Here is a 25,475-nt window from a genome sequence, read left to right as displayed (position 1 = left end):
TTACAAGACCATTCGCATCTCAATATTCCGGTCCTTTTGTGTTTTTCTCTTAAAACCGATTTTTTCATAGACACGGATGGCTGCTTTGTTTTGTTCATCCACTTCTAGACGTATTTCATTAACGTCTTCGTGATAATGATGCATACCAAATGCTATGCCCTGCTTTACATAGGTTGCACCTATCCCTTTCCCAATCCAATCCGGCCTCAATGCTAATCCGATCTCCATGATCCTTCCATTCACATCGAATTCGAACAAACCTACCACTTCGTTTTCATGAAAGGCAGCATATCCTTCATATCCACCAGGACCTTGCAACTTCCCTGTTTGCTTGAATGATTCAAAATAAGGCGCCATTTCCACTTTTTCTACGAAGCCATCATAGTTCCATGAATCAATTTGTTTCACATCTTCCACCTTGATCGGCCTGAACTCAAATTCCATTGGACTCACTCCTTAACACAATTGTGCCGCATTCCTTCAAATGATTAGAACACTTGGTTAAAGGACATTGAACACATTAACCGTTAGTTATAGGACATTGACTAGGACTTAGAGGGCATTTAATGAGAGTTACAGGACATGGATGAAGCTAATTCCTTTTCCCCTGCCTCTTCTTTACAAAAAGAATGACGATCCCATACCCGAAAACGCCGCCGATCACTGTCAATAACAACTGGCTGCCATCAAAATGACTGTGGGTGAACATGTTGGCTAGAATTAAACCAAACAACACGCCAAAAAGCAGCAGAACAGCAGACTTCATATTCATGTCTTCTACACCTCTCCTTTTTATTTTTCCAGTCTCCTTAATTGATCAAAGGAATAATCAAGTCAACCAAAATAGGGGCTAATAATAGGAAGCCTAGAATTCCGATTACGTATAAAACAGGAGTAGACATCCCCTTAGATTCATGGATCTCATCTAACTTCTTATTCATTTTTTGAATTTCATCTAGAATTTCTTTCTCTCGTTCTTCAGACATATAAACCTCCCTGAAATGATTAAGTGAGGGGGTCAACTAATTATAGCTGGACTGACATCAAATCGATGCCTATGTATGCGATCCCTTACCTGCATGGTGGATAAAGGACTTAGAGTCAATTATTTCAAACCCTTCCTCAATACTCAAGGGGCACTTAAAAAGCGCAATCCCATAAAGGATTGCACTTCCTCACATACCTTCTCACACCTATTAGAATAGCTTTGTTATCTGTAAACACTGGCACATGTTCCTGCGACCGGTTCATAATAACAATGATTTTTATAACGCCCTGTGAATTGCTGACCATACCAGGTAGGAGGACACTCACCGAACGGATTGAAATACCATAGAGCATACTTTGCCGGGTGCATACGCCAGAATTTCAGGTTTCTTTCTGCCAATCTTTTTTCCATTTCTCTTGCCGGACTATAAAAAAGATTTCCTTTCTGAACCGCTTCAAAAGAATAATTCCCCCCCTGGACTTGAAAAATGACATCCCGGATCGATCTTACATCCGTAAAGTCCAGGCAGTCAGCTGCTGCACGGTTTACAATGACGTTGCCGACGTACAACATTCCTTGTTTCCCTTCCCCTACGGCTTCTGCCCGCATCATCCGCGCCATTAGAGCAACATCTGCATTCGTATATTTCACCCTCATTTTACTCACCCCAACATATTGTATGAAAAAAAGCTGGGTTGATGTCATGATTTAGGAAGGGTTCCCCTTCGGACGGCCTCGCTGAGTCATAGAATCCGAGCCTTAGAGAATGGATGAAAAGAGTCCCCTGGCTCGTAAAAGCTAGGGGACCTTTATCACAAACCATTTACGGTGTGGGAATCTCTCCTCCCGCCGCCTCATACCGGGCATAAAACTCTTGTAAAAATTGATTCGTTACTTTTTCATCATGGATAAACAACATGTTTTCATCGTTGATATCATTTCCGTTCGTGCTCCAATTCGTTGATCCGACAATCGCAGTAGGATCACTAGACGGATGGGTGGCATCAATCAACATTGTCTTCGCGTGCATTTTACGATCTTCCGCATCTTCATAAACAGGAGCGGCATGATTCCATCGTACATTAGGGTTATTTGTTGATGATTGGCTTGCCGTACGGCCGGTCATTTCAATGGAAGCCGACCACCATTGGTTCCAAAAGCTCTGGTCAAAAACACCGCGCACATCAAAGCCTGTCAAACTTCCTTCCAAGTCGTTGTACGAGCCTTCCCACTTGTATTTCAATTCATCGACAAGGGCCTGGTCACTCCATGCAAAGATGGAAAAATAACTGCTGTAATCCGCCTCATTTTTCACATAGGAAGTCATTTGTCCAACAGCATCATCACCTGCAGAAAAGTAGACATCCACTTCTTTCCCACCTACATCCACGGTATGAAGGGTGTTGTCCACTTTACGACCATGGTAATTCGAAACAGCCGGATCCGGATTCAGAGTAGCGCTTCCCCACATTTCATCAAACTCGGTTTTGAATACGTCAGCAAGGGCTGCGGAATTCAATTCCACAACATGCTGGGTGTTTCCTCCAAGGACATCATTCTGCATATTTTCCTCTGATCCATATAAACCGGTCACGGTGAAATTCCAGCTTCCTGTGAATACCCATGTTCCATCAATGACTGCAAATTTGTTATGCATTTGTTGTCCTGGCGAGTAATAACTGCCTTCTTCTTTTTGTTCGGCATCGACAAGTTTGTATCCGGTCTCTGTACCACTTCCGACTTCAACGGTCACTTCTTCCATTCCGTTCGTTGAAGTCGGAAGTCCGTACTGTTCCCGCAGCGCCTGATCTTCCACAGCGAACATGATGGAATCAGAAAATACCGTCGTATCATCGCTTGTTCCTAAGACATTGTCCTGTCCACGCACCAATTTTTCCACATACAAACGCATGGTTTGATAACGTTCTGCATAATGAGGGTCACTGCCGTCTTTCGCATCCGCAATGACACGGACGTCGACCCCTTCAGCCGCTTTGGCCATCAGCGCATCAATGATGCCTGGTAAGTTGATTTCATAGGTGGCAAGATCGATCGACGTCGTCGCCTGTTTGATGCGATGGATTAACCGGTCTTCTAAGTTCACGTTATAGTTGGCTCCGTTTCCGGAAGTCGCGTAGTCATCATAGGCGCATTTGTTAAAGTATACATTAATGCTCCCTGCTGACTCGCTCACGTTGTTCAATTTTTCATCTGACGTAGAACATCCTTCTGATGGTACGGAAAAGCTAGCGGAAGGAGTCCCAAGTCCTTCTGAATATGTATCGGTTGCTGTACGCCAGTTTGAAGAATTGGTCCCCTCCGATAGCGGATCGATCCGTTCCATCGTGGCTTTCGTGTTATTATCACCTGCATACCAAGCATCCACAGCATCAATGACTTGTGTACCATCACTCAGCTCAAGCACCTCACCTGTATTACTCATAGAACCTGTGTAAATCAAGTCGGCATCAACAGCCGTAACGGTCGAATCATCCGTTCGTTCGAGTAAGTAATACCCTCCGGCAGGAATCGTGCCAGTTAACGAAATTACTGGAGATCCGTCCGTTGCATTCAGTGACCATCCCTCCAGAGATATATCTGAACCGGTCGGATTGTGAAGTTCGATCCACTCATCGTTATAACTTACATCCGTCCCCATCCAGGCCACTTCGTTAATGACCACATCATTCGCCCCTGCTGCCTCGGTCACCTGCGACAAAGGGATACTCGTCCATCCTAATACAAAAATAAGTACAGCGATAAATCCCGGCTTCCATCTGCTCATGTTTCCATCCCCCATTCACTTTTTTCTCACAATTCTCAACGTACCATAAATGAAGGGGATGAATTCAGAATTTACGGATCATTTACAATAAACGAATCGATGGACCTGATTAACTTAGGAATTGATGAAACCCAGGATACATAATTTTTCCTCATTTTTACTTTTTTAATCAAAAAAACGGCTGGTTCATCCAGCCGTCTTCTTATGTATTACATCTGAGACAACCCTTCCATAAAAAGGGCAAAGACAAAGCTGACAAAAGTAAAGCCGGCTAGAGGAATGGCGAAAGCGGCATTATTCTTAAACTCTAATCCCGCAAAAACAGCACCAAAAGCACATAACACGAACCATACCGGAAGAAAAATGGCGTCTGCAACTCTCACAGGAAGCAAAGCATAAAAGCCCGATAACCATAAAACCCAATGGACAAGAAGTAAAACCCCGATACTCAAAGACCTCTTATACGGGAAAGGCCCTCTCCCTTGTTTTTTCACTATAAGGGAAGGGACGACCACCATAATGATTCCTACGATCACAAAGAAAATCAGCACGATCACAGATATACCCAAACAATCCCTCTCCCTTCCATTTCAAAATATGAAATCCCCCCTTCCATGACAAACAAAGGCCATATCACGGAGGATCTCACACCTTCACGAATATAACTTTCCACTTCCAAAACGTCCTTGCACGTTCGGACTGCTCTCCTCACCCATGAAGCTACGATTTTCATCAGAACCTTTCTTCACTCGCTTCAAGGTTGCTACAATTAGAAAACTCACAATCACTAACAAGAGCCAGGAACTCACTTTTCCTAGATGAACAAGACTCCATGCTTCAGCCTGGTTCGGGTATTCCCATGCGCTGAAATAAGTCGCGATATTTTCTGCGACCCATATGAAAAATCCGATCAGCACAAACGATAGCGCGAGCGGCATCCGGTAACGCGTGCCGTTCACCTCGTATCGAACCCATGCTTTCCAAAAAACGAGAATTACAAGCCCCGATAACCACCAGCGGATGTCCATCCAAAAATGGTGGGTGAAGAAATTCAAATAAATAGCAGACGCCAGCGGAACGACGAGCCAGGAAGACGGCCACCGGACCAGCTCCACCTTCAGCCTTCTCCAAGCCTGGCAAAGGTAACTCGCAACACTGGCATACATGAACCCACTATACAAGGGGACGCCGAACACTTTTGAATAGCCTTCTCCCGGATAAGACCAGGAACCCATATGGACCTTGAAAAGTTCGAGCGCAAGTCCGATCACGTGAAACAACGAAATCACCTTCAGTTCATCCCGTGTTTCAAGTCCAGCGCGTACCATCCACCACTGCATGAAGAGACAAATGATAAGCAGCCAATCATACCTCGGCAAGAAGGGCATCGGCACCCATTTGGTAATCGCCAAAGAAGCGAAAATAACGACTGGAAACAAACAGGACCATGCCTGTTCCCATCCGAAGTGTAAGAGCTGTTTCACCGCTCGCATCCGACCCCTCCTAATCTTCGTCTTCCTGATATTCCAAAATGTCTCCAGGCTGACAGTCGAGCGCCTTACAAATCGCCTCCAAAGTTGAAAAACGGACGGCCTTCGCCTTGCCATTTTTCAAAATAGAGAGGTTCGCCATCGTAATCCCGACCTTCTCGGAAAGCTCAGTCACACTCATTTTCCTTTTCGCAAGCATCACATCAATGTTGATTATAATCGCCATGTAGATCACCTCAGACCGTAAGATCATTTTCAGATTTGATGGTTATCGCTTCTTGCAGCAGTCTTTGTAGGACAGCAGCAAAAACAGCAATGACTGCGGAAGCGAAGATGATGATCATCCCAATCATAATCAGACCAGGAGCGTCATCAATTTCAGCGACCATATAGATCACCGGCATAAGTACAACGTAAAGAACGCTGATGGTAATCGCACAAAATTTGATCACTCTCAATGCTTTGACCGATAAATCGGAGAATGCCTGATTCCTGTCAATATAGGTCAGCAGCTTAAACGCTTGATACAACGCCATGTAAAAAGGGACGGCTGTTAGATACATATAAATAAAGACGACTGGTTCGATGACTGGAAAATCGGAAAGAAGAACGCCCGTAAATTCCGCAAACTCAGGAACGAAAAATATACACAGCGCAAGTACCGGCAGACCAATCAAAAAGACAGCCAGCTTCAAAAAGAGTGTCGATCCACGTTTCATAAAAAGCACCTCACTTCATAATGTCATTCTTATCATACCTTCCCATTTATCGTTTTTCAATAAATAATTATCTTTTTTAGGTATAAATATATTGATAAGGAATCCCAACTCTAGTCCTGATACCGTTTAGGTGAAAGGTCCCTTCCTTCATATGAGGACGAAAAAAAGAGCAGAACCCTGATCAAAATGGTTCTGCGCTAGGCTTGCTCCTATTTCACGTAAGTTTATCCTTTTGATGCCTGCAAGATAGATTCATTCAATTCAGCAATCGATGAACAACCGCATAAAGCCAAGGTGATATCCGTATCCGCTAATAGATTTCTTAACACCTCATGCACTCCTTGTTCTCCGGCAACAGCCAGTCCGTACATGCATGGCCGTCCAACAAGTACGGCTTTCGCACCGAGAGACAATGCTTTAATCACGTCAGCTCCTCGGCGAATTCCACCATCCATCAGCACAGGGAGTTCTTTTCCTACCGCCTCAACTATCGGTGGAAGTGCGTCAAGAGAGCTCACTGCTCCATCGACCTGCCTTCCACCATGATTGGAGACAATGATTCCATCTACACCAAAATCCAGCGCTTTCTTTGCATCATCCGGATGAAGAATGCCCTTCAGCAAGATTGGTAAATCGGTATGCTCTCTTAAAAAAAGCAGATGCTCCCACGTTAACCCCGGATTTCCGAACGTTTTAGTCCAATGCATGACCGCCTGGGCAGGATCCTCTTCTGGGGGTGCTCCCAGTCGAGACCGGAACACAGGATCTGTAAAATAGTTCCCCACACCTTCGCCTATCAAGAAAGGCAAGTACACATTCTTCAAGTCCTTTTCCCGCCAGGCCATCATAGGCGTGTCCAATGTGACGACAATCGCATCATACCCAGAGGCTTCTGCCCGCCGGACAAAACTTGCCGTTACTTCTGGATCTTTATTCCAATAAAGTTGAAACCATTTTGGAGCTTCCCCCATCACTCCGGCAACCTCCTCCATCGTTCTTGTAGAGGCAGAACTTGCGATGTATGGAATATTCAATGCTGCAGAAGCCCTTGCTGAAGCCAATTCTCCACCCTCATGAATAATCGATTGCACACCGATTGGCGCCTGCAAGAGGGGAGAATCATACCTTTTCCCGAACAATTCTACGTTTAAGTCACGATTCTCCACATTTTTAAGCATTCGCGGGACGATCTTCCACCGGGTAAAACTCTGAAGATTGTCTTTCATCGTTTCTTCACCGCCTGCCCCTCCCGCTACGTAATAGAAAGGACCATCCTCCAGGACTTCTCTTGCCCTCGCTTCCCATTCCTCATATGAAACGGGAAGCCTGTCAGGATCAGGCTGCGTCATCGTCTGATACACCTCGAATTGAACTTGATTTCCGAAATTAGACATTTCTTAACCTCCTCATCGATTTCGTTTTAACTGGTGACTTTTTCCATTGCGCACTTCTATCCTATCATATAATGAAAGCGCTTCATAAACGTTAGTGTAATAGTCTTAGAACTTCACCCTTTGTTTACGTGACTGCCCTACACTCAACAGAATTCTATGTCCACAATTGACTTTTAAAATGAACGATAATCCCAGAAACCTGGAGGAAACGGAAACGAACCAAGTGCTTCCATCGTTTTTATAATAATCTCTAATGTACACGCTGTCATTGGTTTACGGTTGCACAGACAAGGTAAAAGAGTATATGTTTAAGCTTTCCTCAGAACTACTGAACAATCTTTGATCACCTATAGGAAAAGATCTAATAAAGGAGTGCAACTATAATGAGTCAATCGATTCCTGAAATTCAATTGAACGATGGTCTCACCATTCCATCCTTAGGGTTTGGAACGTATCGCCTGAACGGAAACCGCGGCGCTTCAGCCATCCAAAGTGCCATAGACGTAGGCTACCGTTTGATCGACACCGCCTATAATTACGAAAACGAGGCGACGGTCGGCGAAGGGATCCGCCGCAGCAGCATCCCAAGAAATGAATTGAAAATTACGTCCAAACTACCTGGCCGGTACCATGAATACGACAAAGCCGTCACGGCCATCCAGGAATCCCTGTTCCGCGCGCAGCTGGACTACTATGATCTTTACTTAATCCATTGGCCGAACCCGAAAGAGGATTTGTATGTGGAAGCATGGCAAGCGTTGATCGACGCTCAAAAGTGGGGCCTGATCCGCTCCATCGGGGTATGTAATTTTCTCCCGGAACATTTGGATCGCCTTGAAAAAGAGACAGGCGTCTTACCGAGCTTGAACCAGGTAGAACTTCATCCATTTTTCAACCAAGAGGAACAAAGAGCCTATCACCAGGAGAAGCAGATCCAAACACAATCCTGGAGTCCATTGGCCCGTGTCCAGAACATCCTCGACAATGAGGTGATACAAAGTGTAGCGGATCATCACGATAAGACGGTTTCCCAGGTTATTCTGCGCTGGCATTATCAGCTCGGTTCAGTAGCTATTCCCAAATCGGCGTCACCACAACGCCAAAAAGAAAATCTATCTATATTCGACTTTTCTTTGACGGATGGAGACATGAACAAAATCAATCAATTGACTCGTGAAACCGGCAGAATGAAAGACCAGAACCCTGCTACGTATCAGGAATTTTAAATCATTAAAAACAAGCCGCCCCGTATAGAGGACGGCTTGTTTTTAGTTTCCATCGTCCTTCATTTAGAACAAAAAATGACCGCTTACTTCTAAAGTCTCTCTTCAATCACACCATCCAAAAATACCCACATATATACCTATGGGGGAATAAGAATGATTGTATTAAAATTGTGTTAAGACCAGCACATCATAAGATATCCAAACAGCTTGAAAAAGTATAAATCAGAGGGGAGCGCTATGCCAACCATCCTTTGCTTGGAAAACAGAATCGAGTCCGTAAGAGAACAATTGTATCAAGCCTACCTGGATTCCGTGGAATATAGTGAATTAGTAAAAATATCTCAAGAACTGGATCAATTGTTAAATCAATTAGATTCTTTGAAGCGGAGATAAGGAGCCATCATGGACGGCTCCTTTTTATTTGATTCAGGGACGATTTCGAACCGAGGTGCATATGGTTACTTATTCATTTTATCCTATCACAAAATGAAAGCGCTTTATAATTCAATCAAAAGATAGAGACCTTCCCCTTCCTGCCACTATAACTTCCCATCTTCAAAAAATTATACGGATTGCCCCTTTGTCGGTCGTTCCAGATATTCTGGAGTCGTCACATGTTCGGTATCCATCGAAAAAACGATCCGCTGGTTTTAGTCACACTATAATAATCTCCGCCACCGCAATGTATACGTATGGAGCGAAAAAGAAACGCCATACTTGTATCGGGAGGCACCTTTCGTAAATCTCGTTCCACACGTGCCCCTGGTGCTTACCTTTCACAGAAATACATATGGTCCCTTTCCATGAATGATTTTCATAATGATAAGAATACTATCCCTGTACCAAAAACGAAGGAGTGAAGATATGGGAATCTTAAGCGGAAACCAACAGCAAGAACCCCTTCATTATGGGGAAGTTTTCAGTCTTTGGAGTTATCTATCTGTAGCAAAGGGAGACTCCGCAAGCTACCAGACCATGTATAATCACGCAGGTGACAAAGAATTAAAACGTCTTTTGGAAGAACTCGTCCAGGGGATTAGACAGGAGACACAGGAAATAGAGGAAGTTTTAAAAGTAAACGGTGTCGTCCTTCCTCCGTCTCCGCCTGAAAGATCCGTGGCCGACGCTGAAGACATTCCAGTAGGTGCACGGTTGAATGATCCGGAAATCAGTGCGGCTATATCACTGAATATCTCTCAAGGGTTGGTCGCCTGCAGTCAGGCCATCGGGCAATCCACAAGAGAAGATGTCGCCATGTTGTTTGGTAAATTCCATATGAACAAGGTACAAGCAGGGGCAAAAGCCCTCCGCCTTAATAAAGAAAAAGGCTGGCTTGTCGTTCCTCCTCTTCATAAAAAGAACTGAAGACAGCTTCAATCCTTACCACAAGGGCTTCCCTTGTGGTAAACCTTTACTTCACCAACAAGGAGAGAGTGGATTTGAATAAAAAAATAACCCAGATTTATTGGATCCTTATAGGGAGTACAGTTCTCTCAACTGTTTTCAGCATTCTTATGTTAATGCTGACAGTAAAACACGATAAGAAAGTGACGAAAAGCAGCTGAAACCGCCTTATAAAGCTGGCTGCTCGCGTTACATAATAATCCATGGCTCCACCATTCGAATAAACTTGCAAGGAAGAGGGATAAATGATGAAAGCTGTTACCTACCAGGGAAAATATTCAGTAGCTGTCAAGGAAGTCGCCGCTCCAAAGATACAGGATAAAGAAGATGTCATTGTACGCATTACATCCACAGCCATCTGCGGATCTGACTTACATTTGTATCAAGGCAATTTCCCTTTGCCGATTGGTTATATTATCGGACATGAACCAATGGGAATCGTGGAAGAAGTCGGTCCGGAAGTAACCAAAGTAAAAAAAGGCGACCGTGTCGTCATCCCGTTCACCGTTGCCTGCGGTCATTGTCCATATTGTGATACAAATCATGTAAGCCAGTGTGACAACGCCAACCCCCATTACGATTCTGGAGGGTATTTCGGGTACTCCGAGAAATTTGGAAACTATCCTGGTGGACAAGCGGAATATTTGCGGGTGCCTTTCGGGAATTTTACGCCCTTTAAGGTGCCGGAGGACTGCGAACTGGATGACCCTTCCCTGCTGTTTCTTTCGGATGTCCTCCCAACCGCCTATTGGAGCGTGGAAAACGCAGGTGTCAAACCAGGAGATACGGTAATTGTTCTAGGGTGTGGTCCTGTTGGTTTGATGGCACAAAAATTCGCCTGGCAGAAAGGGGCCGAGCGAGTGATCGCTGTCGACCACCTCTCCTACCGTTTAAACCATTCCAAGATCACAAACCGGACAGAAGTCTTTGATTTCACAAGGCATAAGGATATGGGAGAAATCTTGAAAGAAGTAACCAAAGGCGGCGCGGATGTCGTGATTGACTGTGTAGGCATGGATGGGAAGAAATCTCCACTGGAATTCATGGAACAAAAACTCAAACTCCAGGGAGGAACGCTCGGTCCGATTCAAATCGCATCGAAAGCAGTGAAGAAATGCGGAACGGTCCAACTTACCGGGGTCTATGGAGGAAATTACAACATGTTTCCTCTCGGGGCTTTTTTCTCGAGAAACATCCAGATCAAAATGGGGCAGGCCCATGCAAGGCCTTATATGAAGCCACTTTATGAACAAATTGTAAGAAATGAGCTCGATCCAAAGACGATCCTTACGCACGAACTGCCTTTGGCAAAAGCAGCAGAAGGCTATAAAAAATTTAATAAACACGAGGATGACTGCATCAAAGTCATCTTAAATCCTTAATTTCCCAAGACTTATCCAGTAACAAGTGTAAGAAAAGCTGAAACCTGTTTGTTCTCTGTTACTCACTAATTTGTCGGGGCATACCCACTAAAAGGACCAACTCCTTTGACGTATATTTTTTATGCAATGGTGCATCTTATAGCTTGAGGAGGTGCCTTACATGACACACGTAAAATTACTGGCCCTGAAGTTTGTATTCACTTTAGGCATTCTGTTTATCATTTTAGGTTTAGGATTTGACGTCTCTTTCGGAAACGTCTTTCTCATTTCCCTAGTCGTTAGTGCTCTCGGTTATTTAGGTGACGTGACGATTCTTAAAAAGTCAAACAACACCATGGCCACAGCCGGGGATTTTGTCCTTAGTTTCGCCGTCATATACTTTATGACCGATGCACTGACAGTCGGTGACGATGTATTTGAAGCCACCTTAATCTCAGCTGTTTCCTTAGCGATTTTCGAATACTTCTTCCATCAATCGGTGGCAAGAAGCCTCGATCAGGAAAAGAAAGAAAATCACGAAGTACGTTCCACTGGCCAGCTGCAAACAGAAGCTTCGGAAGAACTTTTTCCGTATGATGAAGAAGATAAGGAAAAATAGGTACGTCCAAGGGAAAACATCCAATGTTTTCCCTTGTTTTTTTCACATATAAGTTGGCGATTACCCCACACTAAGAACGTGACACCACCACAAGAGGAGAGATGTTATGTTCTATCACATCAAAGAACTTCAATATAATGCAAAACCTTCACAACCTGATCCCGTGTATGCAAAAAAACTGCAGGAAATCTTAGGCGGACAGTACGGAGAAATGTCTGTCATGATGCAGTACCTTTTTCAAGGTTGGAACTGCCGTGCTGAAAATAAATACAAAGACATGATCTTAGATATTGCGACAGAAGAAATTGCGCATGTGGAAATGATTGCGACCATGATCGCACAGCTTTTGGATGGGGCGCCTGCAAATGATCAAGAACAGGCAGCCAAGGATCCCGCGATTGAAGCTGTTTTAGGTGGAATGAACCCCCAGCACGCGATTGTCAACGGTTTGGGAGCCCAGCCTAATGATAGTGTCGGCTACCCATGGACGGCCCGTTATACGGTCGCAAGCGGAAACCTGCTTGCAGATTTCCGGGCGAATCTCAATGCGGAATCACAGGGAAGGCTTCAAGTATGCCGGCTTTACGAAATGACGACAGACCCTGGAGTGAGAGACATGCTTTCTTTCCTCATTGCCCGTGATACGATGCACCAGAATCAATGGATGGCAGCCATCGAAGAACTCGAGCAGACACAAGGGGCTATCGTTCCGAGCTCGTTTAACAAGGAATACGAAAAGCAGGAAGTTTCCTACTCTTTCTACAATTTTTCTGAAGGTACGGAGAGTCAGCAGGGAAGATGGGCAAATGGGCCAACATTGGATGGCAAAGGTTCTTTTGAATACATTCAGGATCCTAAACCGATGGGCCAGATTCCCGACCTTAAACCAGGGCCTGCTTATATCCATGGAACGCCGCCAAAAGAAATGAGAGAAGCTCAAAACCAGACCTTCCAATCATAGGACAATGAAAAATCCCGCACACATGGAGGTTCTTCCTTGTTGCGGGTTACATAGGAAAATTAATTGGATATCTCTTCTTCCAAGTTATCCTTTCTTAATTTAAAGATATACAACACTGGGACCAGGAAACTGACGAAAATGATTCCTCCGATGAGAAGGCCGTTCCATACTGTCTGCCCATCTGAAAAGGATACGAACAAACCAATGATAGCGGCGAGTACACTAATGACCGTCAAGGATATATAAAGACTCTTAACAGGGGACCTCTGCCGTTCTTCATGATCGACACTTATGGTCATCGATAAATATGCATTTACAATAACTGAGACCATAAATACGATCCAGACCGGATTATTAGTCATCCCGTCTAACCCTTTCGTTGTAAGATCATAACCAAGAATCGCTAAAATTCCGAGCGTTTGAACGATGTAAACCACACGAATGTTTTTTAAGTTCTTCCACTGCAGCCGTTCATCCCTTATTTTCTTCAAAAGAATCGCTCCCCTTTTCCACCCAGAAAACTTCATCGAGGGTTTTATTCACGGCGTAACAAATTTCAAGACACAATTTCAAACTTGGATTATACTTCCCTTTTTCTATTAAACTGATGGTCTGCCTCGTCACACCGGTCTTTTCAGCCAACTGCTGTTGGGTGAGGTTTTTGCTCACTCTCGCCACTTTAACATGATTATCCATAAATACCTTCCCTTTCCACCAAACTATAACAGATACACCACATAATGCAATATATATATTACATCCGTAGTTTTATGGTGACTGCCTCAGGTCTAAGAAAAATCAGTCCAGAGAAGGAATATAAAAATGAATCTCTTACACTTTTCAAACGTATGTAAAAGTAGGATCAAATCTTTTCATATGGAGGTGATCATCTTGTTTTTCCGAATCTTCCATAAAGCCAACCGACCGACAAAAATTGCTCTACTTTCAGGGTCTGTTTTATTATTAATCGCTGGGCTCATTCTTCTCATCTTTTAAAGCACTCGACAGTTATTTAAAAAAATGAATAAAAAAAGCGCCCCAATGATGGAGACGCTTTACCTTCTAGTTGGTTTGATCCGTCAATTTAACCAATACATGAGCCATATGTTCACGTTCTTCTTTATTCGCTACATTCCATAATTCGTTTAAGACTTTCTCTTCACGGTTTCTCGGTTCCTCATGTTCAGCGAGGTAATCGGCTACCCGCTTGGCCCCTTTGGAAAGACCTTCTTCTCCGAGTCCCAGCTTTTCTCCTTTTTGCACTTTGTCACCTAAATAATCTTTGAACGTTTCAAAATGTTGGAGAATATCTTCTTTCTTTTCTTCATTCATTTGTTTTGCTGCTTGTTTTGGATCGTGTACCAATGTGATTCCTCCTTTATTTCTTGTATAAAGACCATTTCCTTTTTCAGAATTTAGTAAACATTGGAAAGCGTCGGGTCCGCGCATCCACTTTCCTACATGTCTCCCTTCCTATTCATGGGAAGAATGAGAAGCAGAAGACTCGAGAATGTTTTCTTTTTTCAGCACAGATTCAATGGCTTCACAAGCTTCTTCCAAGACCGATTCTTTCCATTCCTTCTCTTTCGGATAGAACATATTCATCAACTCTTCCAGGATCCATTCCCTGCTTTCCTCATGTTCCGTACCTTCCCAATACAGTTGGTTTTCTAAGATGATCGTCGTAAATTCCCTCAGTTCCGCTTCACGACTGGTTCCAAATGTACCAAACTCGAACAAGGCGGAGAATAGTGATGTAGAAGGATATTCCGCCTCTCTTAATTCATAAAAGTAATTCGTCGAATCGCCTTTGACGTCTTCTGGAGAAAACACTTGGATATTTTCCATGCCATAGGAAGCTTTCAGCTCATCTTCCTTTATGCCGTGCTTCTCGGAAATGACCATGGTCACTTCATTGGTCGGTCCAAGCGCTGTATGCCAGTCCATGTGAATGACTTTTTAGAATTGCCCAAGCAAATGCCTCTGCCATGTTTTGATATAGGAACCGGAAGGCTCTTCTTCATAACCGCCGAAATACACCCCGCGGTCGAACTGAAACTGCCCCATTCCTTTGGCTTGTTTGATTCCTTTATACCCCTCGTTCATCATCCCTTTACTCAAGGCTTCATACAATTCCGTCTTCTCTTTAGAAATCACATCCACCGGTTTCTTCGGAAGAAAGATGTGACTTTCTTTTTCATAGTTTTCATTTAGATCATAAGGGATATCTGTTTCTTCTAAAAAGTAATTCCGGTTCAGATCGACATTATTTTCTGTGACTCTGCGAAAATGCCTCATGCCCCAAGGATTGATGGCATGGACCAAACAAATCCCCGTCGTCGATGGATCGATGGATGCTAGGTAATGATCGACGAATAAATGAATAACAGCTGCTCCCGCGTATCCTTCAATTCCATGTTCACCCGATGTCAGCAGGGCCACTTTGTCGTTGGACGATGTCGCTTCCGCATAAATAACATCTATGGAGTTGTCTTCTTTTTCACCAATCGCATGTTGATAAAGCTTGGCTTCCGGCCAGACTTCTTGAATTTTGCTCAATAAACCTCTAAACGTTTCTCTGGATTCTTCATAATTATTTTTGAAATAGTTATTAATATCGATTACACTCACCATCCTTCATAGAAATAGACGAGACCTCTAAAACCAGCTATTTACTTTACTGAATCTCTCTAATGAATTTACCTTTCATTCAAAATCTCGAAACCTACGAACGATAAAAAAATGCCCGCCCCCGCTTTAAATGAAGCGGGGGCGGGCATTCGAATGACTTTCAATAAGCAAGCGGAAATTTGTGATGGTTCTCAGTCATAAAGACATCATACACACGTCGAGCCATATCCGAGCCATATTCTTCTTGTACGGAAACACTCCATACCGCTGGATGACTGTCGATCGAATGGACGTCTTCCAAAGGCATGAACTTTTTTTCATTCATCAAGGCGGTCTGCTTCCTTTTTTCCTCCTCATTAACAAAAATCAGGTGGATGGCCGCTTTTTGAATCTCTGTTTGAATGGTTTGGACGCCTAATTGATCTTTGTATGAGTCAAGCATTGATATCGTCTGGTCGAGGTCGTCTTTCTTTACCACTGCGAGAAGTTCGTCTAGGTGTGCATGAACATCCTTTGTTCCAATCACACCAGAATCCTTCATCCGCCTCAAAATTTTTTCCTTTTTCATCCTTCTTCCAAAAAGACGGACATGACAGAGATTTTTTTGATACGTGACCCCTGCCACTGAAGAAATAGATGTATCCTTTGATATCCAAGTCCCTTCGTGTTCACTGAAGCTCGAACGAATGACTAGAGGAACTTGGTATTCTTTCGCATGGGCGACAGCACGCGGATGAATCACCCCGGCCCCCATTTCAGCCATGGTGAGCAGGCTGTCGTAATCCATGTATGAATATATCGCTGCGTTTAGGATCACACGAGGATCTGCGGTATACACCCCATCGACATCCGTACAGATGTCACAGCGGTCCGCCTTCAGTGCTGCAGCCAAGGCAGCGGCCGTCGTGTCGGAACCGCCTCGGCCAAGCGTACAGAGTTCTCCGTTTGCGGCTACGCCTTGGAAACCGGCTACAATGACAACCTTTCCTTTTTGTAACTCCTTCTTCATGCACTTGGTATGAATCGCAGTGACCTTGGCGTTCCCGTGGAGGTATTCCACTTCAATCCCTGCCTGCTCGCCGGTCATAGCGATAGCTGCCTGCCCTTTTTCTTGAAGAGCGAGCGCCATCAGCGCGCATGACACTTGTTCACCTGTAGATAAAAGCAGATCCTTTTCTCTTCCATTCGTACAGGAAGAGACTTCACGGGAGAGCTGCTCTAGATGATTGGTGGAGTCTCCCATGGCTGAGACAACAACGACCATCTGGTTTCCTTTCTCTCGTTCACCGATGATGCGATTCGCTGCCTGTCTGATTCGTTCGGTTGTTTGGAGTGAAGTGCCTCCATATTTTTGTACAATGATCGCCACGATCCATCCCTCTTTTCGTCAGGTTATCCGATCGGCTGTTCTTTAAAAGCAGCCAGTGCGTTGGTGACTTTGCCAAATTCCGATGCATGCGGACGATCATCGCCATCGGCATAGCCATAATCGACCATCCGGTTGCGGTTCAGGCAAAGCTTCGTCATTTCCGGTTTGAAGAAGTCGAACAACTCAAATCGTTTCTTCAATTCAGGGAATCTGCTCTGGTAGTCGTGGATCGACTCTGCAAGCAGCTGCCAGAAGACTTCTTCATTTAATAGATGGTGTTTTTCTAGAATATGGCTCAAATAACGCAGATGGCAGATGAAAAGTCCCGTAAAGATAAACTGCGTCAAGCCTTCCGGTGGTTCTGTACGCAGCACAGCTTTCATCTCTTCCGTTACGTGCGCAAGTTCAGGGAACGGCTGGTCCGTCACGTTCACATCATCGACAAAATCCTTGATGGCAAGACGACGGGGCTCGTTATTTTTCAGTACCAGAATCGTATTCTGCCCGTGCGGTGAAAAGACTGTCCCATATTTATATAAGTAGTGAAGCAAAGGATCCATGACAACTTTATAAAACTTCTTCATCCAATCTTCCGGATCCAATCCAGACGACTCGATCAACGATTGAATGAACGGTTTCCCATTTGGATCTTCGTGAACGAGCGCTGCAAGTGTGATGGCCTGCTCGCCGTCTTCCAGATACGTATAAATGCTTTCCCGCCAAATCGTCCCCAGCATTTCAAGGTATTGATACGGAGCTTCCTTAACGGCAGAGTAATGTTTATGATCCACATTGATACTGGCGTTTTCCCCCGGCAGAATCACCCGGCATTCATTCTTTAAAAAGTCATCTTGTTCATAGAGGCCCTTGATCCATTCAGTGACTTTCGGCGCGATCACTGTCCGTTCTGATGGCAGCCCTCGATACACAAGAGTGTTCAAAATACTCATTGGAAGCTTCACATGATGTTTCTCTTTACTACTTCTGTTAACAAACGTACGGATCGACTGTTGAGGAAGATAAGCATCGTCGCCATCTCCAACTGCGATGATTTCCTTTTTCGCGATTTCCTCCGGGAAGTTTTGGATCAGCTGATTTTTCCACTGCCATTCATGGACAGGGAAAAAGTAATAATCTTCCGGATCGCGGTTCTGTTTGCTCACCTCGGAAAAGAAGCGTTCCCTCTCTTGTTCACTTAACTCCTCGTTCAGAAGTGTTTCATAGCTGAGGTTCTGAACCGATTGGAAGGTTGCTAGATTTTTATGTGCCGCAATCCAGGAAAGCTGCACTTCCTGCTGGTGCTCAGGTGCAAAACGTAGGTAGTCATCATAACCGAAGCCGATTCTCCCCTTGTTGTAAGTAATCCACGGGTGCCCCTTCATGTAGCCTTCAAGCTCCGCATAATCGAGAGTCACAAGCTCATCAGACCCCCGATCTGTCTTTTGCATCAAATGCACATCAGCGATTAACGTCGCGTTCATCTCTTTAATCAGATGGCCGAGGGTTTCTGCGGACATGCCGATGATTTCCTTTAAATCGATCAGAAGTTCAAGCGCGTGATCCGCCTCTTCTTCGATCCCCTGCTCGACTTTTTTCAGTTCATCAACGGAGACATCAAAACTGTCGAACAAACGCTTTTCCGCAACGAACCGGTACGACTTTTCGCTGGAAACGGAAAGCTTGTACTCTATCGTTTTCCCGTCTTCTAGTAAAACTTCCGGCTGGATCATATCCTCATACATATATTCCGCGAACATTTTCGCCATTAACTGTTGATTGGCTTTCTTCCAACTGTCTGCGTTCAATTGTCCATGAATGTCCTGTTGAAATAACAAACCGATCCCCTCTTTCTTATGATTGATGTTGTGTGACCAAGGTCTTCTTCGTTCCGAATGTTTGGAAGACATTTTTTTCCTGTATCGAATAAACGTCTCTTTTCGCGATCCTGTTTATGATTACCGCATTGCGATGTGCGCCAAGTCCAAGATCAGATGCGCCGACGCCGTGGGTATGGAGTTCTCCATTTTGGATAAAAATGTGCCCATCTGCCTTTAGGTCCGCAGCCAGGTCATAGCCTTTGTTCACGGCAAACCTGCCCTGCTCATCCCAAATGATGCTGTCCTTTATGCTTGAGAAAAAGGCGGGCACGCGAGGCTGATACCCTGTCCCTAAAATGACCAGATCCGCTTCCATCTCCACTGGCTCCTCTGTGACCTTCTGATAACCTTTTAAGCTCAAATGGCTCTCTTTCTGTTCGATGGACGTCACTTCGGTCATCGCCTGAAGATGGATCGAAGGATCGGCATTGCCGACCGTCCGTTCATAAAGATGATCATAAATAGCGGCGATGGTTTCTGCACTGATGCCTTTATAGAGAAGGTCCTGCTTATGTAACAGCTGGTCTTTCTTCCATTGAGGCAGCTCATAGAAGAAATCGATGTAATCCGGGGAGAAATACTCAAGCCCAAGCTTTGAATACTCCATCGGAAAGAACCCATGCGACCTTGTGTACCATTGAAGCGAACCACCTGTTTCTTCCTGGTGCTTCGCTACATCAAGGAAAACTTCCGCCGCGCTCTGTCCCGATCCAATCACGGCGACAGACTTGGATAAGTCACACAATGGTTTTCTTTTCAAATATTCGGACGTATGAAAAACAGATTCTCCAAGGGCGTCTTGAAGTGCCTCCGGGAACCGGGGCTCCGTGCCAATGCCCATCACGATGTTTTCAGCTGTGTACGTGTGTTCCTCACCTGTGGAGGAATCGTGAGCGGTCACTTGATAGAGTGTCTTTCCACCGAGATCAGCGGTTGTCACATGGATGACTTCCTTACCGAACCGCAAACTGTCCAACCGGTCACTGACCCACCGGCAGTAATGATTGTATTCTTTCCTCGGGATATGGAACTTCTCCAAAAAATAAAAGTTATATAAACGGTTGTGTTCCTGCAGATAATTCAAAAAGCTGTGCTTGTTGGTGACATCCGCCATACTGACAAGGTCTGCGAAAAAAGGCACCTGCAGCGTTGTTCCTTCCATCAATAAATGAGGGTGCCACTGGAACTCTTCTTCTTTTTCCAAAAACACCGCGGACACATCCTCAACGCTATCCAGGAGGGCGGCCATTCCTAAGTTGAACGGCCCGAGACCGATGCCGATTACATCAAAAATCTGCTTTTCTGTATTCATCGTTCCACCTCGATTCAAATGCTTCTCGTTCACAAAACATTAGCTGTGCCTCTTTATCCGGCAGCTGTATGGGCGCAATCGGTGCGAACCCGCATTTTTTAAAAATATGGATCATTTTGTCATTCCGTATATCCGGTTCTGCCACGACTTTCGTTGTCGCTTCATGCTGAAACTGAAAACGCACCATCGCTCTCAGAAGAGGCAGGGCAAAGCCTGAACAGAGGTAATCCTTTTCCCCGATTAACAGATGGATGCCCTGGTCGTAAGCTTTGGGTGTGTACGCGTTTTCTATCACATCCCCTTTGACCCAGTAAGCTTCCCAATAGCTCATCACTTCCCCGTCGATCAGGCCGAGGTACAGCGTCTGATGGGTGTCGGCCACTGCCTTCTGAAAGTGTTTTTCAAACCGGTCAAACGGGAGATTCAACTGCCAGAAAGGATGCACGTGTTCTTCATTCATCCACTTGTGAACCAACGCGACATCTTCCATTTGAGCTTTCCGAAACGCAATCGTGCGCTGGATTGTTTCATCATAAATCTCAAACTCAATGCTCATGGCCGACTCCCACCTTTGCAGCAAGCGGGTTATCAACCGCTGTATAGACCGACTGTTCTTCCATCGGCCCGACCAGTTCATCCATATCATACAAACGCGTCAATAGGTTGGCCTTACAAGGAAGCTTGCTTTCTTCCAATAGACTTTGGACCAGGGAGGATGGAAGATGATCCATCAAACGGCTGCGAAGAAGGTCGATCAATTTTTCTTCATCGACCAATCGACTGACGCCGAATCCATTGATCAGCCCATATAAATGATTGAAAAAGAAATAATAGCGCAGACGTTCATCCGCGACGTCATCCTCACAGATCGTATCGCTTTTGCTGTTTAATGAAGGAAGCAGTTCTGTGAGTTGATCCGCTTTGGACCGACTGAAGTAATACCCCTGGTTATCCCTGTAATAAAACTTGGAAGGATACCCTTGTTCCATCCTGACAACAGAGTTCTGCTGATGGGCTTCAAGGGCGATCCCGTAAGTGTGATGCAGCCAGAGAATAGGCTCCAGGCTGATCGACAAATACTTGTCAAACCAATCGAGACTGACCTCTTCCAACGATCTTCCTTCGCTCTCAGCAATACTTCGGATAATCGTGGAGATTCTGGACTGCCCTCCATACGCATGATCCTGGACGAGCCCTGCCACAAGAGTCACCTGCTCATCATCGTCGTAAAAAGGATTTTCTCTTAACGAAACTTCAAACCCTGAAGTTTCTTTCGATAAACGTAGGTTGATCGACGCAGGATCTTTCATCATATGGAAATTCGGATGATGCTTCTTCATTTGCTCTCCAAGCTCTGTATCGAGCAAACGTGAAACTTCCACCCCTCTCGCCAGTTCCTTCGGCTGGTTCGCCCTTAAGGAGTTCGTAATTTTGACCGGGACAGAGAATTTGTACATAAACCGGGAAGATTCACTGTACAGCGTCCGGAATGAAGAGGTAGCCGTAAACCGGACACCCTTTGGCCCAAGGTGTTTGATATCTCCAGAATCAAGATACCCTTGGACTTCCGGATCTTTTAATACAACCGGCACTTGCAGGGGATGCATAGGAAGTAAAAGTCGGCCTTTGTTCCATTCCTTCACTAGTGGTTCCGCCCCTTCCGTATCTTTGACGCCTTCGAAGATGAGAGCGGATGCGGGACGATCCAAACTGGAATCTTCTTCAACAAGATCAGGATTCACACTGAAATAGTGGAGCTGGAAACGCCCTTTATATTCAGGGGAATATTCACGGTCCTCATCATCGGTCAGGCCTTGTTTGCTTTTCGGGGTCGGATGAAGCAAATGCCCGAACAGCAGCGACTGTTCCGCTTCGATAAATGTAAAATCTTCGTCCATCAGCTTGTGACGATCTTCGAATCTTGCAACTACATAATCTTTCATTTTCTTGCAGCTGAGCAGGACACGCAGGACGAGCTCATCTTCTGCCCATTCCTGTCCATTGCCGATGAGCCATTCTTTCACAAGGAGGGTGGTCATCGTGACATAATCAAGAGTATGGGTTTCTTCCTTTCCTTCTGTTTGATAGGTCATCGGAAAGTCAAACAGGTGCCTCCCCGTTAACGACCAATAGTTTACAGGTACATGGATGACCAAGTGTTGTCGGACCAAAGGAATGCGCAGCATTTTTTCATTCATTTCGCCAACATCCATCCCCTCATAGTTGCCTGTTTCTCTTAAGTAACAATTAAGAAAGCTTTGCATTGTGGCCATTTCGGCGATTTCTTTTGCTTTATTCAATGAGGTGTCCCTCCTAATATCTGTTTCGCTGTATTTTCAATCTCATCAATCACGGCCAACACATCTTCTTCCGTCGTACGTGGATTCAAGAGCGTAAATTTCAAATAGGTTTCTCCTCGGACTGATGTTTTCGCAATCACGGCCGTTCCTTCGTTGAAAAGTTTTTGCTGTATTTTCCGGTTCAAATCGCTCACATCCAGGCTTCCCTCCGGCTGGTACTGAAACACGACGGCCGAAAGTTCAGGAGATGGATTTTCTACCCGGAAAGCCTCGCGACGCCCGAGTTCCTCTGCAGCAAAGCTCGAGACTTCCATCGTCCGGTCCACCATACTCCCTAATAACCGCGTCCCGAGTACTTTCAAGGTCAAAAGAACTTTTAACGCATCAAACCTGCGCGTCGTCTGGATGCTTTTATTCACAAGGTTCACGATGCCTTCTTCTTCATCTTCTACAGGATTCAAGTAATCGGCATGGTGTGATAACAACCGCAGGTGCTTCCGATCTTTGACCGCAAACATCCCGCTGCTGATCGGCTGAAACAGCCATTTATGGAAATCGAGCGTCACCGAATCCGCACGGTCTATGCCTGCAAGCTTCCCATTGTGCTTCTCACTAAGCAGAAGCCCTGCTCCGTATGCGGCATCCACATGAAGCCAGAGGCCTTTTTCTTCACAAAAGTCAGCCAGACCCTCAAGCGGATCGATGCTTCCATAATCTGTCGTCCCACATGTACTGACGACCGCATACGGCAGAAGTCCATCCTGCTCCAATTGTTCAACCATACGTCTAACCTCATCCAGATCCATCCGATGGTCATCAAGGACGGGAACCGGAACGACCGCCTTCTCGCCAAGACCAAGCTGAGAAACTGATTTTTTCACAGAAAAGTGAGCTTCTTCTGAACAAAGGACCCTCATCTTTTTGAACGATTCCGGCAGTCCATCTCTTTGCACGATGTGCTCCCATTTCGATCGACAAAACGCATCGCGGGCGAGCAGCATTCCCATGTAGTTGGACTGTGTCCCACCACTTGTAAACACACCGTCTCCTCGAACCGAAAAGCCAATCCGCCCGCACCAGTACCGGCTCAATGCTTCTTCCACATAAGTCGCTGCAGGGCTTTGATCCCAGGAGTCCATCGATTGGTTTAACGCCCCGATGATCAATTCCGCCAACACGCCCGGTAAAACAGGAGGGCAGTGCAAGTGGGCCATACTCCTTTCGTGGGAAACGTGGAGGCTGTTTTTTATGACAGGTCCTTTGATTTCCCGTAGGACTTCATGCAGCGCCTGCGGTTCTTCTGAAAGATCCAGGATCCCGTTGAGCTCCTGCTGGATGTCTTGAACGGTCTTTCCTTCCAACGGTCGATCAACGTCCTGCAACACGTCAGCAAGTGTATCGACGACGAGTTCGACATGGTTTCGAAAATGCTCTCCCCCGAATTCCCCGTTTTGAAGGAAAAATGAATCGAATGCGGTAGCTGCTAATTGAGTCGTTGTGGTTCCCATTCACTCACTCCGAAACAGCAGCAGCGACAGATTCATTAAAGATGGAAATGATCGTATCGACCTGCTCTTCTGTAATGATGAGTGGTGGTAAGAATCGGAGCACAGACCCATGACGGCCTCCACTCTCAAGAATCAACCCACGGTCAAAACAGGCTTTTTGAATCCGGCTCGTCAAATCAGGGTCTGCTGGATAACTGCCCTCCATGCCGGCTTTACCAGATGGATCGACGATTTCCACCCCAAGCATCAGGCCGCGTCCACGGACGTCTCCAAGCTGCGGATAATCCTTTTGCAGTTCGCATAACGCTTGGAAAATCTTCCCGCCCATCTCTTTTGCATGTGTAGAAAGCTTGTGCTCTTTAATGTATTGGAGGGTGGCTGTTCCTGCAGCCATCGCCATCTGATTACCACGGAAGGTCCCAATATGAGCGCCGGGCTCCCATGCATCAAGGTCACGGTCATAAACGACAACCGATAACGGGAGACTGCCACCGATTGCTTTAGAAAGCACAAAAGCATCCGGTACAATGCCTGCATGTTCGAAGGAGAACATTTCTCCTGTCCGTCCGATCCCTGTTTGAACTTCATCGATAATCAATGGAATGCCACGTTCTTTTGTGATCCGGCGCATTTCCTTCAGCCACTCGATGGGCGCTGGAATGGAACCACCTTCTCCTTGAACGGTTTCAAAAATCATCGCTGCCGGAGGAAGAATGCCGCTTTCCGGATCGTCCAGCAATCGTTCAATATAGGCGGCACTCAGCTCTGCTCCTTCTTTTCCACCTTTTCCAAAAGGACAACGATAATCATAAGGGTATGGAAGGAAATGCGTATCCGGCATCAATCCCTGGACACGCTTTTTCGGTCCAAGGTTTCCACTGATCGCCATCGTTCCGTGAGTTGCACCGTGATAACCGCCCTGGAAGGTCAGAATGTTTTGTCTACCTGTCGCTGTTTTGGCAAGCTTTAACGCCGCTTCAATCGCATCGCCTCCGGTCGGTCCGCAAAATTGAACCTTCGCCCGGTCCCGAAACCCTTCTGGAAGACTGGAGAAAAGCTCATCCACAAATTGTTCTTTCACTTCTGTCGTAAGATCGAGTGTATGTAAGGGCAGTTTATCGTGAAGCACTTTTTCCATCGCTTCAATGACCACCGGATGATTATGTCCTAAAGCAAGTGTCCCTGCTCCGGCTAGACAGTCGATGTACCGGTTCCCCTCCATATCTGTGAGGTAGACCCCTTCTGCTTCCTGAATTGCTAATGGGAAACGGCGCGGGTAAGACCGTGCATTCGATTCCCGTTGATTTTGTTGATTCAATAATTCCTGATTGGATTTCTTTATATGAACACTCATGTGATTCCACTCCTTTTCGTTTGCTCAATGGCTTACCGCTATACTATTTGATAATGATTATCAATGTCAACACTAATTGAAAACCATTATCATTATCAATTGGGTCCCTGCCCTTTGATACAGAGCGGTTTTTAACGGATATTCAAGTCGATTATTTTTCTGATAATTAAGGAATTC

General features: G+C 45.3%; 26 protein-coding genes and 1 pseudogene. 6 read left to right on the top strand and 21 right to left on the bottom strand.

Annotated elements, in window-relative coordinates:
* From BLS23_RS02535 to BLS23_RS02495, 10 genes are all read right to left on the bottom strand, one after another.
* A complete protein-coding gene (locus tag BLS23_RS02535) occupies positions 1-444 on the bottom strand; it encodes a GNAT family N-acetyltransferase (RefSeq protein WP_089650955.1) in 444 nt (147 codons plus the stop codon).
* Between the two features lie 148 nt (positions 445-592).
* A complete protein-coding gene (locus BLS23_RS02530; RefSeq protein ID WP_089650954.1) occupies positions 593-772 on the bottom strand; it encodes a hypothetical protein in 180 nt (59 codons plus the stop codon).
* Positions 773-809: 37 nt separating this feature from the next.
* On the bottom strand, positions 810-986 hold the full coding sequence (locus tag BLS23_RS21650) for a hypothetical protein (protein WP_167355985.1): 177 nt from the start codon (positions 984-986) through the stop codon (positions 810-812).
* A 224-nt stretch (positions 987-1,210) separates the two neighbouring features.
* The gene (locus BLS23_RS02525) at positions 1,211-1,645 is read right to left on the bottom strand and encodes a cell wall hydrolase (RefSeq protein WP_089650953.1); all 435 of its coding nucleotides are present in this window, start codon (positions 1,643-1,645) and stop codon (positions 1,211-1,213) included.
* A gap of 166 nt (positions 1,646-1,811) precedes the next feature.
* The gene (locus tag BLS23_RS02520) at positions 1,812-3,773 is read right to left on the bottom strand and encodes a phospholipase D-like domain-containing protein (RefSeq protein ID WP_089650952.1); all 1,962 of its coding nucleotides are present in this window, start codon (positions 3,771-3,773) and stop codon (positions 1,812-1,814) included.
* A gap of 209 nt (positions 3,774-3,982) precedes the next feature.
* A complete protein-coding gene (locus BLS23_RS02515; RefSeq protein WP_089650951.1) occupies positions 3,983-4,342 on the bottom strand; it encodes a hypothetical protein in 360 nt (119 codons plus the stop codon).
* An 84-nt stretch (positions 4,343-4,426) separates the two neighbouring features.
* Positions 4,427-5,266: a DUF817 domain-containing protein gene (locus BLS23_RS02510; protein WP_089650950.1), complete on the bottom strand. Its 840-nt coding sequence runs from the start codon at positions 5,264-5,266 to the stop codon at positions 4,427-4,429.
* Positions 5,267-5,276: 10 nt separating this feature from the next.
* Entirely contained in the window at positions 5,277-5,489 is a 213-nt protein-coding gene (locus tag BLS23_RS02505) for a helix-turn-helix domain-containing protein (protein ID WP_089650949.1), read from the bottom strand.
* A gap of 10 nt (positions 5,490-5,499) precedes the next feature.
* Complete coding sequence (locus BLS23_RS02500) at positions 5,500-5,982, bottom strand: DUF2975 domain-containing protein (protein ID WP_089650948.1); 483 nt, start codon at positions 5,980-5,982, stop codon at positions 5,500-5,502.
* Between the two features lie 224 nt (positions 5,983-6,206).
* Entirely contained in the window at positions 6,207-7,376 is a 1,170-nt protein-coding gene (locus BLS23_RS02495; RefSeq protein WP_089650947.1) for a lactate 2-monooxygenase, read from the bottom strand.
* Positions 7,377-7,759: 383 nt separating this feature from the next.
* Between BLS23_RS02495 and BLS23_RS02490 the strand changes: the two genes are divergently transcribed.
* The 6 genes from BLS23_RS02490 to BLS23_RS02465 all read left to right on the top strand — a co-directional run bounded on the left by BLS23_RS02490 (position 7,760) and on the right by BLS23_RS02465 (position 12,947).
* Positions 7,760-8,602, top strand: coding sequence for an aldo/keto reductase (locus BLS23_RS02490; protein WP_089650946.1), 843 nt, complete (start codon positions 7,760-7,762; stop codon positions 8,600-8,602).
* Between the two features lie 237 nt (positions 8,603-8,839).
* Positions 8,840-8,995, top strand: coding sequence for an aspartyl-phosphate phosphatase Spo0E family protein (locus BLS23_RS02485; RefSeq protein ID WP_089650945.1), 156 nt, complete (start codon positions 8,840-8,842; stop codon positions 8,993-8,995).
* Between the two features lie 471 nt (positions 8,996-9,466).
* The gene (locus tag BLS23_RS02480; protein WP_089650944.1) at positions 9,467-9,967 is read left to right on the top strand and encodes a DUF3231 family protein; all 501 of its coding nucleotides are present in this window, start codon (positions 9,467-9,469) and stop codon (positions 9,965-9,967) included.
* A 287-nt stretch (positions 9,968-10,254) separates the two neighbouring features.
* Positions 10,255-11,388 carry a zinc-dependent alcohol dehydrogenase gene (locus BLS23_RS02475; protein ID WP_089651128.1) on the top strand — a complete coding sequence of 378 codons (1,134 nt, stop codon included), beginning with the start codon at positions 10,255-10,257 and terminating at the stop codon, positions 11,386-11,388.
* A 160-nt stretch (positions 11,389-11,548) separates the two neighbouring features.
* The gene (locus BLS23_RS02470; protein ID WP_089650943.1) at positions 11,549-11,986 is read left to right on the top strand and encodes a YndM family protein; all 438 of its coding nucleotides are present in this window, start codon (positions 11,549-11,551) and stop codon (positions 11,984-11,986) included.
* Between the two features lie 106 nt (positions 11,987-12,092).
* Complete coding sequence (locus tag BLS23_RS02465) at positions 12,093-12,947, top strand: manganese catalase (RefSeq protein WP_089650942.1); 855 nt, start codon at positions 12,093-12,095, stop codon at positions 12,945-12,947.
* A gap of 59 nt (positions 12,948-13,006) precedes the next feature.
* On the opposite strand, the gene BLS23_RS02460 is transcribed toward BLS23_RS02465, so the two are convergent.
* The 11 genes and pseudogenes from BLS23_RS02460 to BLS23_RS02410 form a co-directional block, all read right to left on the bottom strand.
* Positions 13,007-13,438, bottom strand: coding sequence for a hypothetical protein (locus BLS23_RS02460; protein WP_089650941.1), 432 nt, complete (start codon positions 13,436-13,438; stop codon positions 13,007-13,009).
* Positions 13,419-13,643, bottom strand: a complete 225-nt coding sequence (locus tag BLS23_RS02455; RefSeq protein ID WP_089650940.1) for a helix-turn-helix transcriptional regulator — start codon at positions 13,641-13,643, stop codon at positions 13,419-13,421. Before BLS23_RS02455 ends, BLS23_RS02460 begins: the two co-directional genes overlap by 20 nt.
* Positions 13,644-14,009: 366 nt before the next feature.
* On the bottom strand, positions 14,010-14,279 hold the full coding sequence (locus BLS23_RS02450) for a DUF3243 domain-containing protein (RefSeq protein WP_089651127.1): 270 nt from the start codon (positions 14,277-14,279) through the stop codon (positions 14,010-14,012).
* Between the two features lie 141 nt (positions 14,280-14,420).
* A pseudogene (locus BLS23_RS02445) lies at positions 14,421-15,578 on the bottom strand (M14 family metallopeptidase).
* A 160-nt stretch (positions 15,579-15,738) separates the two neighbouring features.
* On the bottom strand, positions 15,739-16,947 hold the full coding sequence (locus BLS23_RS02440) for an aspartate kinase (RefSeq protein WP_167355984.1): 1,209 nt from the start codon (positions 16,945-16,947) through the stop codon (positions 15,739-15,741).
* Positions 16,948-16,970: 23 nt separating this feature from the next.
* Complete coding sequence (locus BLS23_RS02435; protein WP_089650938.1) at positions 16,971-18,782, bottom strand: IucA/IucC family protein; 1,812 nt, start codon at positions 18,780-18,782, stop codon at positions 16,971-16,973.
* A gap of 16 nt (positions 18,783-18,798) precedes the next feature.
* Positions 18,799-20,136: a lysine N(6)-hydroxylase/L-ornithine N(5)-oxygenase family protein gene (locus BLS23_RS02430; RefSeq protein ID WP_089650937.1), complete on the bottom strand. Its 1,338-nt coding sequence runs from the start codon at positions 20,134-20,136 to the stop codon at positions 18,799-18,801.
* A complete protein-coding gene (locus BLS23_RS02425; RefSeq protein WP_425250610.1) occupies positions 20,111-20,692 on the bottom strand; it encodes a GNAT family N-acetyltransferase in 582 nt (193 codons plus the stop codon). Before BLS23_RS02425 ends, BLS23_RS02430 begins: the two co-directional genes overlap by 26 nt.
* A complete protein-coding gene (locus tag BLS23_RS02420; RefSeq protein WP_089650936.1) occupies positions 20,682-22,436 on the bottom strand; it encodes an IucA/IucC family protein in 1,755 nt (584 codons plus the stop codon). The genes BLS23_RS02425 and BLS23_RS02420 overlap by 11 nt, the downstream gene beginning before the upstream one ends.
* On the bottom strand, positions 22,433-23,944 hold the full coding sequence (locus BLS23_RS02415; protein WP_089650935.1) for a pyridoxal phosphate-dependent decarboxylase family protein: 1,512 nt from the start codon (positions 23,942-23,944) through the stop codon (positions 22,433-22,435). The genes BLS23_RS02420 and BLS23_RS02415 overlap by 4 nt, the downstream gene beginning before the upstream one ends.
* A gap of 4 nt (positions 23,945-23,948) precedes the next feature.
* The gene (locus tag BLS23_RS02410; RefSeq protein ID WP_089650934.1) at positions 23,949-25,298 is read right to left on the bottom strand and encodes an aspartate aminotransferase family protein; all 1,350 of its coding nucleotides are present in this window, start codon (positions 25,296-25,298) and stop codon (positions 23,949-23,951) included.
* Positions 25,299-25,475 lie beyond the last annotated feature (177 nt).

This window comes from Halobacillus aidingensis, from assembly GCF_900104185.1.
Taxonomy (GTDB): domain Bacteria; phylum Bacillota; class Bacilli; order Bacillales; family Halobacillaceae; genus Halobacillus; species Halobacillus aidingensis.
This window is presented reverse-complemented; position numbering and strand designations above follow the sequence as displayed.